Consider the following 8153-nt stretch of genomic DNA (forward strand, 5'->3'; position numbering starts at 1 on the left):
CCAGCACTGGCAGATGCTCGCCAAGGGCGCGATGCTCGACGACCTGCAGAGCCTGCAGCGCGGCATCACCGGCGCGGTGCTGGCCGCCGGCAGCAGCGATGCCGAGCCGGCCGCGCTGGTCGCCGCCTGGGTGGCCGACAACGCACGCGCGCTCGAGCGCGCCTCGCAGCTGATGACCGAGCTGCGCGCGGTAACGGTGCCGGATGCGGCGATGCTGTCGGTGGCGTTGCGCGAGCTGCGCGCGCTGGGCTGATCAGGCCCGACTCTCGCCGAAGGCGGGATCACGATGCTGGTGTCGAACAACCAGGATTCGGATGCCGCCGTCAACGGGCTTGTAGATCACCGAATACGGAAAGGTGCGCAACGGGTATACCCGCCGATCGTCATCGGTCGGGGTTCCGAACCCGGGGCAGTCGTGCCACGGGCACCCACGCTTCGCGTGTCAGTCGTGGCCTGCGGAACTTCAGCGACAATCGGCCCTTGTAACCTGTTGAATCGATGGAAGTTGCACGTCAGCGTCGGTTCCAATCTGCATTCCGGGCGACCGCTGGTCGCATACGTGCAAGACAACCGCGACTCTTGTGCATCGAAAGATGGAATACAGGAATTTGATACTGCCGTTGACGCGCATGAGCGGATGCCAATCGGCAAACGATCTGCACGAACAGTTCGGACGATCCGCCTTGACCTTGAAGTGCCGGTTCACCCGATTTAGCGGACACGCCGCCTTGGCGACAGACACGCGACAGACACGGTAGTGCGCACCGCCTTGCCTCGGCGTGCCCCACGCAGCCCGCATCAGCCGCTCGACGGTGCAGCGCGCCACGGCCGTACCTTCGCGCCGCAGTCAGACCCGGCAGCCATGGAAGACGTCTTGATGGTGAGCGGCGCGGCCATTCAACGCCGACCAGGCGACGATGGTTCTGCCCATGGCGCATGCCTTTTCGTACTCCGCGGATCCTTCGAATCGCAACGCCATCATGCGAAGGAAATTGGCCAAGGACCCGCTGACCTTCGCGTGTGGCCAGCTGGAGACTCCAGGCTGCGGCGAAGAGCGTTGTAGATGCCATGCTCCCGGGCATCGGAGGTCCCCGGATCGAAGCCTGTTGGCTCCATTCTCAATCGAAGGAGCCTCCTCAAAATCCGGGGCGGTTCATTGGCTCCATTCGGCACAAGACACGGCCTTGCTGCGAAGTCGCGCTATTGGGCGCTGGCCTGCAACTTATTCTGGGGCCTCGTCCCAGTGCTTGTCCACGAGAACCAAGTGCTGCTGCTCGATTTTCGCCAGGTCGTCCGGACTATTCAACTCCCGGCAGGTCCCAGCCCTTCCCGCGTGCATATGTCGCAGCGGCGCGAATTACCGTGGCGGGAACACCCTGGAACCCCCCGTTGGGTGTTGGCGTCATGCCGAGCCTTGTGCACAGCGCCTGCATTTCCGGCGAGATGACCAGGTCGATGGTGAACAGGTCCGCGCCCTTTGCAGCGGCAGCCGCCGCGCCGGCGGCCTGGTACATCAAGCCGACGCCCTTCCCGCGCATGCCAGCAGGCAGTTCGATGTTCTCGTAGCCGAACGTCGTCCGGCCCCATGAGCCGGGTTGGAGCGCGTCCGCCACATCGTGTGGCGCAATTCGTTCGCGCCGTCCGGCCCGTCCAGCCGGAGCCGAAAGGTCGCGGCGCCCTGGTTTCCGGACTCGCCGAAGGTCCTGGCAATCGACAAATGTCCGTGCTCGGGATGCTGAAGGCGCGCCATGGGCTGCGCGATTGACGCGCCGAACGCCCTCTGGAACGCTATTAAAGGCTTCAGCGGCGCCCGCACGTCGAGGATCTTGCCGTTCGACTTCATAAGGTCCAGTGTCGCCACCGTGCCGCTTGCCGTGGTGGCCGTGTGCCTGGACCAGCCGTGGGGCAGGTTCTGGACCCTCGGTCTTGCCTTGGTTCCGGGATTGGCGACGAACTCGATGAATTCTCTCAACTTGTCCTGCTTGGTCCGTGTGCCAGCGAAGTTGGCCAGCTTGTGCCCCAAGCGCTGCGGCAGGCCCTCGGCTGCCTCGTAGCCGAATGCCTTGCGCTCCTGCAGGATCTCGTTGCGCCTGGTGCGGTTGCCGTAAGAGGCGCCATTCGGCCGAGTAGTCGAGACTCGTCGGGATCTTGGCCATCGCGGCACCCTCCCCGGCGTCACGCCAGCATCAGCTGCCAGCTCACGCCGAACTTGTCCTGAACCCAGGCGAAACTGCCGTCGGTGGCCTCGGGCGCCACGTACGTCGCGCCGCCCTCCTTCAGCTTCGACAGCATCAGCTCGAACTGCGGCTTGTCGTCGCATAGCAGCATCATCGAGCTGGCCGGCGTGAAACTGAGGCCCGGCATGTCCATGCACACCACGCGCACGCCGTCGGCCGCCTCGAAGGCAGCCCGCTTCACGTGGCCCAGCTTGCCGCCCTCGTTCATTCCGTAGCGCTCCACGCCGACCATGCGCGCATTCGGAAGGAAAGAGATGTAGAACTTCATGGCCTGTTCGGCCTTGCCGTCAAAAGTCAGAACGGTGCGGAGTTTCATTGCGGTTCTCGCTTCAGGAAGAGTTGGTGGATTTCACTTTCGAGCTGCACGAGTTGCTCAACGCTCCACTCGATGCGGCGCAGGTATTGCCACTGCCCCGGGCCCACTTGCCGCCAAGCGGCGCCGTGGGCCGCGACGGCGGCAATCTGGCGGGCGGGAATGCCCATGAACGGATTCGGCGCTGGCGGCGCGTCGGTGTGTTCCACCTGCACCAGCACGAAGGCATCGGGACCCCGGCCGTCGCGCGTGTCGCCACTGATGCGGTGCACGCACTGCCAGGCGTCGAGCTCGCTCAGGCCGAGGGCCATCAGGGCATCGACCTGGCTGCGCTTCATGGCCGCCCCCCGGCTCGCGGACCGGCGCCCAGCGCGGCCATGATCTTTTGCACGTAGTCCCGCGTTTCCGCATACGGCGGAATCGCATAGCCCCAGCGCGTCACGGCGTTCTCGCCCGCGTTGTAGGCGGCCAGCACGAGGTCGAGCCTGCCGTCGAACATGTCGCTCAGGTCGCGCAGATAGCGCGTGCCGACCTCGATGTTGATCGCCGGCTCCATCAGGCGGCTCTCGGTCGTGACGCCGTAGCGCGCGCCCGTCGCGGGCATGATCTGCATCAAGCCCAGCGCGCCCTTGGGCGAGCGTGCGTGCGATTGAAAGCGCGATTCGGTGTACATCAGCGCGGTCACGACGTCGGGATCGAGCTGCTGACGATGGCTGGCCTCGCGGATCAGCACCGACAACTCCGCCGGCGCGATCGGCATGCGCGGCCCCCCACGCGTGCGGCCCCTGTCGGCGCCGAGACTCAAGCGCACCTCCGGCATCAGCGGCGGCAGCACCGGCGGCAGCGGCATCAGTTGCGGCGCGGCCTCCGCTGCCACCATGGCACGGCACACGACGGAACGGTCACCCATGAGCTCGATGTTGCGCGCCACCACGCGCACCTGGCCATCGCCGAAGGTGCAGGCATAGCGCAGCACCGGATCGGCGGCGAACGCCGCGGCCGCGCCCTGCACGATCAGCAGCGCGCACGCGGCGTTGCGCCAATCGCGCCATCCACGCCAGAGGTTGCAGTTCATGTGCTTGAGCATGCCGGCCACTGTGCACGCGCACGGCGCCTTGCGATTGCCGCGGTGCGAAGCGGTGACCCGGTGAACGAAGAGTTCGCTTCGCCGTGCCCGGCTTCGCACCTGGGCATATCCGGACGGCGCGCGCTCGGTAAGGTTCGGCCCATCAACTGACCAGGACGACGCCGATGTCGATTTCGCCCACTTCCGGCCCAAGCGGCCCCAAGGCCTCGGGGAGCCCCAGCGAGGCGGAGGACCCGAGCAAGAAGATGCAGGACATGGCGAAGGACTTCTACGCGAAGTTGAAGGAACCCGACGAGGAAGAGCCGGAAGAAGGTGAGCCGGATTGATCACATCGCGAGACCACGAAGCCATGACCTCCCACAGCATTTCGAATCCGCTCCACTCGGCCGCCTTCCGCAGCGCGCTTGTCGCGCTGGTCTTGACCGCCTTCGGCGCGGCGGCCCACGGCGGGCCTGCATCCTTTCGCGAGGCGCAGGACACGCCGCCATCGTCGGCCCCTGCCGGCCGCGCCAGCATCGTCAAGCGCGCGCCTGCGGCCGAAACCGCGGCGCTGCTGCCGACCGAGCCCTCGCGCGGCAATGAGCAGGTGTGGGCCACCGCGCGCTTCACCTACCGCGCCGACGGCAAGCGCCTCGGCGAGGTGCTGCAGGACTTCGCATCCAGCCAGGGCCTGCCCGCCATCATCGGCGAGGGCGTCGACGGCGTCGTGCATGCCACCTTCGACAGCACGCCGCAGGCCTTCCTGAACGCCATCGGCAAGGCCTACGGCGTGGTCTGGTACCACGACGGCACGACGCTGTACTTCTACCCGTCCAAGGCGATGACGAGCCGCCTGTTCCGGCTCAAGGGTTTCACGCGGGCCCAGGTGCAGGACGTGCTCACCACGCTGCGCCTCGGTGACAGCCGCTATCCGCTGCGCTTCAACGAGCGCGAGAACACGCTGCTGGTGTACGGCCCGCCCCGCCACCTCGACGTGGTCAGCGCCGCCATCGAATCGCTGGACGCCGGCGCGAGCGAAAGCAATCGCCGCAGCGTGCGCGTGTTCCAGCTGCGCTATGCATCGGCGGCCGACCGGCAGCTGGGCGAGACCTTCATGCCCGGCGTGGCGAGCATGTTGCGCTCGCTGTACGGCAGCGGCGCCTCGCAAGGCGGGGAGTCGCAAGGCGCGGGGCGCCCGGGCGCGGCCGGCCTTTCCCACAAGATGCAGACGATGCGCAACACCTACGGCAGCGCCAAGCTCGCGCCGGAGATGGACCAGCGTGCCACCGATCCCGTGTCAGGCTCGACGCCCGAGCGCTCGAGCACCGGCGTCGCGCCGCGCGGCGTGCGCAGCCCGGTGAACTTCGAGGAAGACACGCCGACGTTCGAGGCCGACGAAGGAACGAACTCGGTGATCGTGAACGGCCGGCTGCACCGCATGGCCGAGTACGACTACCTGATCCGGCGCCTCGACATGCGGCCCACGATGGTGGAGCTGGAGGCGATGATCATCGACGTCAGCAGCGACAGCCTGGACAAGCTGGGGATCAGCTGGTCGGCGATGAGCGGCGGCGGCAAGAGCCTGTCGATCACTTCGCCCGGCGGCACGCTGTCGGCGTCGCAGGTTGCCGTTCCCGGAAGCTTCGCCATCAGCGCGCTGTGGACCAACGCCGGGCGCCAGTTGCTGGCGAACATCGAAGCCCTGGCCTCGAGCGGCCAGGCCCGCATCGTGGCCAAGCCCAAGGTCGTCGGCGTGGCCAACCGCCCGGCCGTGATGCAGGAAAAGCGCAGGGCGGCCGTCCGCGTGGCGGCCAACCTCGATGCGAAGCTGTACACCGTGGAGGCCGGCACGCTGCTGCAGGTGACCCCGCAGGTGACCAGCCTCACGGGGACGCCCCAGATCAAGTTGTCCGTCTACATCGAGGATGGCAACTTCGAGACGCAGGCGGTCGACAGTATCCCGGTGGTCAAGCGCACCGAGATCCGCACCGAAGCGCACGTCGTCGAGGGCGAGAGCCTTCTGATCGGCGGCATCAGCATCGAAGGCCAGTCCTCGCAGATCAACGGCGTGCCGGGGCTGTCGAAGCTCCCCGGCATCGGCGCCCTGTTCCGCTGGGAGGGCACGCGCGGCACGCGCAGCGAACGGCTGTTCCTCATCACGCCCAAGATCGTGCGCAACATCGACGAGCTGCCGACGCTGCCCACCAACGAAGCGGATCCGGCGGAGACGCCGGCCATGCCGGAACAGGACTCCGGCCGCCGCGGCAGCGGCGGCGCCGTTCGGCCCGCACTGCCGGCGCCGTCGAGCCCCGATGAGCACCTGCGCGGCGCCGCAGGCCACCCGAACTGACTCGGACGCGGCACTTCGTTCACGCATCATGAAGCTGCTTCGCATCCTGACCGGTCTGCACGCGGGCGCGCAATTGCTCCTTGACAACGGTATGTACATCGTCGGCAACCAGGCCGGCGTCGACGTACACATCACCGACTGGAAGCACGCGCCCATCCGTCTGACCGTCGAAGAAGGACAGGCCGTGGCGATCGCCTCGCTCGGCGCCGACGAATCAGCCAACCTCGAAATGCCTGCGCTGCAGGACCTGATGGCCCGGCGCTTCAAGGAAGTGGTGCTGTGCGTCGGGCCCGCGGACGACGACTGGCCGAGCGACATCAGGCTGCTGGAGAAGCTCGTGCGCCCCGAGGCGCGGCCGAGCAAGCCCGAGCCCAAGCCCCAACGCAGCGTGCTTCCCGCCGCGGGCAGGCAGAAGATGATGATCTACGCCGGGGCGGCACTCAGCGTCGCATTGTTGTCGGGCTTCGGAATGATCGTCAGCCGCAACAACGCGCATGCAAGCCAGGTGAGCCAGCCCGTGCTCCAGCAGGTGCAGCGCGCGGTTCAGGGCGTCGGCGCGCCCGGCATCATGGTCAGGGCATCGGAAGACCGCGTGCTCGTCGAAGGCCTGGTGGCGGACGATGGCCTGGCCTCGCGGCTGCGCGCAGCGCTGCGGCCCTTCCCGCCCGCACTCGTGGTGCAGCGCTTCGCGAGCGGAGAGACACTCGCGCAGTCGATCACCGACGCGCTCGCCACGCCGGGCGTATCCGTGCGCTACCGCGGCGATGGCTTGTTCCTCGTCGACGGGCGCTCGCAGGATCTCGATCGCCTGCGCGCCGATGCGCGCCGCGTCGCCGCCGACCTGGGTCCGCTGATTCAGCGCATCGAGTTCGCAGTAGCGGAAATGCCCGCGCCCGAGCGCATTCCGATGAGCTCGATGCTGGCCTCCGAAGACCTGCGTTACGTGCAGACGCGTGACGGCACCAAGCACCTCTTTCTCAAACAACCGGTCGTCGCACCGGAAAGCGCGGCCGGCGCGATTGCCCGGTGACAACTCGTTCCCATCCCAAGGAGATCACATGGAGAACACCATCAACAACACGATCTTCGGCGACCTCGCCCAGATCGAGAAGACATTGTCCGAAGACACGATCGGCGAGCGTGCGCGCGCGATGATCAGCTACTTCGAAGAGGTCAGCAAGAACAGCGAGAAGATGCTGTCGCAGCCGATCGCCGAGAACGAGCGCCGCCTCGTGACGCAGCTGATCGAGGGCTTCCGGGCTTCCCAGCGCATCATCCGCCACGTGTGGGAAACGCTGCATTCGGCGTCCCTGCCGGCGTGACGAGCGACAGGAGCCGTCTCCCATGATTCCGCGCACGCAAGTCTTCAGCGGCAGTATCGGCCGCAGTGATGTCAATACCAATAAGCCGGGTCCCGCCAACTACCCGCGGGTCTATCACAACCTCATGGTCGTGGGCCTGCTCGCATCGATCTACCGCAAGCACGAGGACGCCGACATCGTGAACAACGCGGTGGAAGCCACGCTCAAGGACACGTCCCAGTTCCGGGTATTCCGCGCGCTCGCCCAGGGCATCGGCGGCGACCCCGCGCTGGCCAACCAGCTGCTGTCCGGCGCGCTCGAGAAGAACCCGGACGACGACGCCGCGAAGGTCACCTTCGCAGTGGCGATGCTGCTCGGCGGCGATCCGGAATGGAAGTCCGTCATCGACAGGGTGCTGGCGCTCAGCACCGACCAGGTCGCACGCGAAGCCGCAGTGGGCGTGCTGACCTACCTCAAGACCATCGTGCGGCACTGACGCGCCCCGGCCAAGCGAAACCCGCAACACGCCACCCGCGGCACACGGAGATTCAACATGAACCAATCCGAAGCGACCGTCGAGCTCGCCTACTCCTACGGGCAGGCGAGCGCCCTGGGAATGTCCGAAGCATCCAAGCCACCGGGCGCCGACGAGCACCCCCTCGTCCGGTCCGTTTCAGTCATCGGACTGCTCGGTTGCGTCTACAAGCAGCGGGAGGACGCCGCGGCGGCCTGCGACGCTGTCGAGCGCATGCTGCGCGACCCCTTGCAGTTCCGCATCCAGCGCTCGCTGGCGCAGTCCTTGGGCGGCGATTGCCAGTACGCGATCGACACGATCAACAAGCACCTCGAAACCCACCCCGATGACGACGGCGCCAAGGTCATTCTC

Annotated in this window: 12 protein-coding genes and 1 pseudogene; 7 read left to right on the forward strand and 6 right to left on the reverse strand. The window is 66.9% G+C overall.

Going from position 1 to position 8153, the window contains the following annotated elements; genetic code table 11:
* A partial coding sequence (locus HLB44_RS36290; RefSeq protein WP_173135638.1) for an NAD-glutamate dehydrogenase domain-containing protein occupies window positions 1-253 on the forward strand: 253 nt, incomplete at its 5' end.
* Between the two features lie 414 nt (window positions 254-667).
* Here HLB44_RS36290 and HLB44_RS36295 read toward each other — a convergent pair.
* The 6 genes and pseudogenes from HLB44_RS36295 to HLB44_RS36320 form a co-directional block, all read right to left on the reverse strand.
* Window positions 668-847 (reverse strand): annotated as a pseudogene (locus HLB44_RS36295) (IS3 family transposase); the annotation flags it as partial.
* Window positions 848-1298: 451 nt separating this feature from the next.
* Window positions 1299-1514 (reverse strand): hypothetical protein, encoded by a 216-nt coding sequence (locus tag HLB44_RS36300; protein ID WP_173135641.1) that lies wholly within the window; start codon window positions 1512-1514, stop codon window positions 1299-1301.
* Window positions 1514-2023, reverse strand: a complete 510-nt coding sequence (locus HLB44_RS36305; RefSeq protein ID WP_173135644.1) for a hypothetical protein — start codon at window positions 2021-2023, stop codon at window positions 1514-1516. The genes HLB44_RS36300 and HLB44_RS36305 overlap by 1 nt, the downstream gene beginning before the upstream one ends.
* Window positions 2024-2175: 152 nt before the next feature.
* Window positions 2176-2553: a VOC family protein gene (locus HLB44_RS36310; RefSeq protein ID WP_173135647.1), complete on the reverse strand. Its 378-nt coding sequence runs from the start codon at window positions 2551-2553 to the stop codon at window positions 2176-2178.
* Window positions 2550-2888, reverse strand: coding sequence for a hypothetical protein (locus HLB44_RS36315; RefSeq protein ID WP_173135650.1), 339 nt, complete (start codon window positions 2886-2888; stop codon window positions 2550-2552). Before HLB44_RS36315 ends, HLB44_RS36310 begins: the two co-directional genes overlap by 4 nt.
* A complete protein-coding gene (locus HLB44_RS36320; protein ID WP_246312684.1) occupies window positions 2885-3829 on the reverse strand; it encodes a lytic transglycosylase domain-containing protein in 945 nt (314 codons plus the stop codon). The genes HLB44_RS36315 and HLB44_RS36320 overlap by 4 nt, the downstream gene beginning before the upstream one ends.
* Between HLB44_RS36320 and HLB44_RS36325 the strand changes: the two genes are divergently transcribed.
* From HLB44_RS36325 to HLB44_RS36350, 6 genes are all read left to right on the forward strand, one after another.
* Window positions 3802-3963 (forward strand): hypothetical protein, encoded by a 162-nt coding sequence (locus HLB44_RS36325; protein ID WP_173135653.1) that lies wholly within the window; start codon window positions 3802-3804, stop codon window positions 3961-3963. The two genes, HLB44_RS36320 and HLB44_RS36325, sit on opposite strands and share 28 nt — an antisense overlap.
* Window positions 3964-3986: 23 nt before the next feature.
* Window positions 3987-5966 (forward strand): type III secretion system outer membrane ring subunit SctC, encoded by a 1980-nt coding sequence (sctC, locus tag HLB44_RS36330; RefSeq protein WP_173135656.1) that lies wholly within the window; start codon window positions 3987-3989, stop codon window positions 5964-5966.
* 28 nt (window positions 5967-5994) lie between these two features.
* A complete protein-coding gene (gene hrpD5 / locus HLB44_RS36335; RefSeq protein ID WP_173135659.1) occupies window positions 5995-6996 on the forward strand; it encodes an HrpD5 family protein in 1002 nt (333 codons plus the stop codon).
* Window positions 6997-7024: 28 nt separating this feature from the next.
* Window positions 7025-7288, forward strand: a complete 264-nt coding sequence (locus tag HLB44_RS36340) for a hypothetical protein (RefSeq protein WP_173135662.1) — start codon at window positions 7025-7027, stop codon at window positions 7286-7288.
* Between the two features lie 22 nt (window positions 7289-7310).
* Window positions 7311-7763, forward strand: coding sequence for a tetratricopeptide repeat protein (locus tag HLB44_RS36345; RefSeq protein WP_173135665.1), 453 nt, complete (start codon window positions 7311-7313; stop codon window positions 7761-7763).
* 57 nt (window positions 7764-7820) lie between these two features.
* A partial coding sequence (locus tag HLB44_RS36350) for a hypothetical protein (protein ID WP_173135667.1) occupies window positions 7821-8153 on the forward strand: 333 nt, incomplete at its 3' end.

Source organism: Pseudaquabacterium terrae (assembly GCF_013266755.1).
Classification (GTDB): domain Bacteria; phylum Pseudomonadota; class Gammaproteobacteria; order Burkholderiales; family Burkholderiaceae_C; genus Pseudaquabacterium; species Pseudaquabacterium terrae.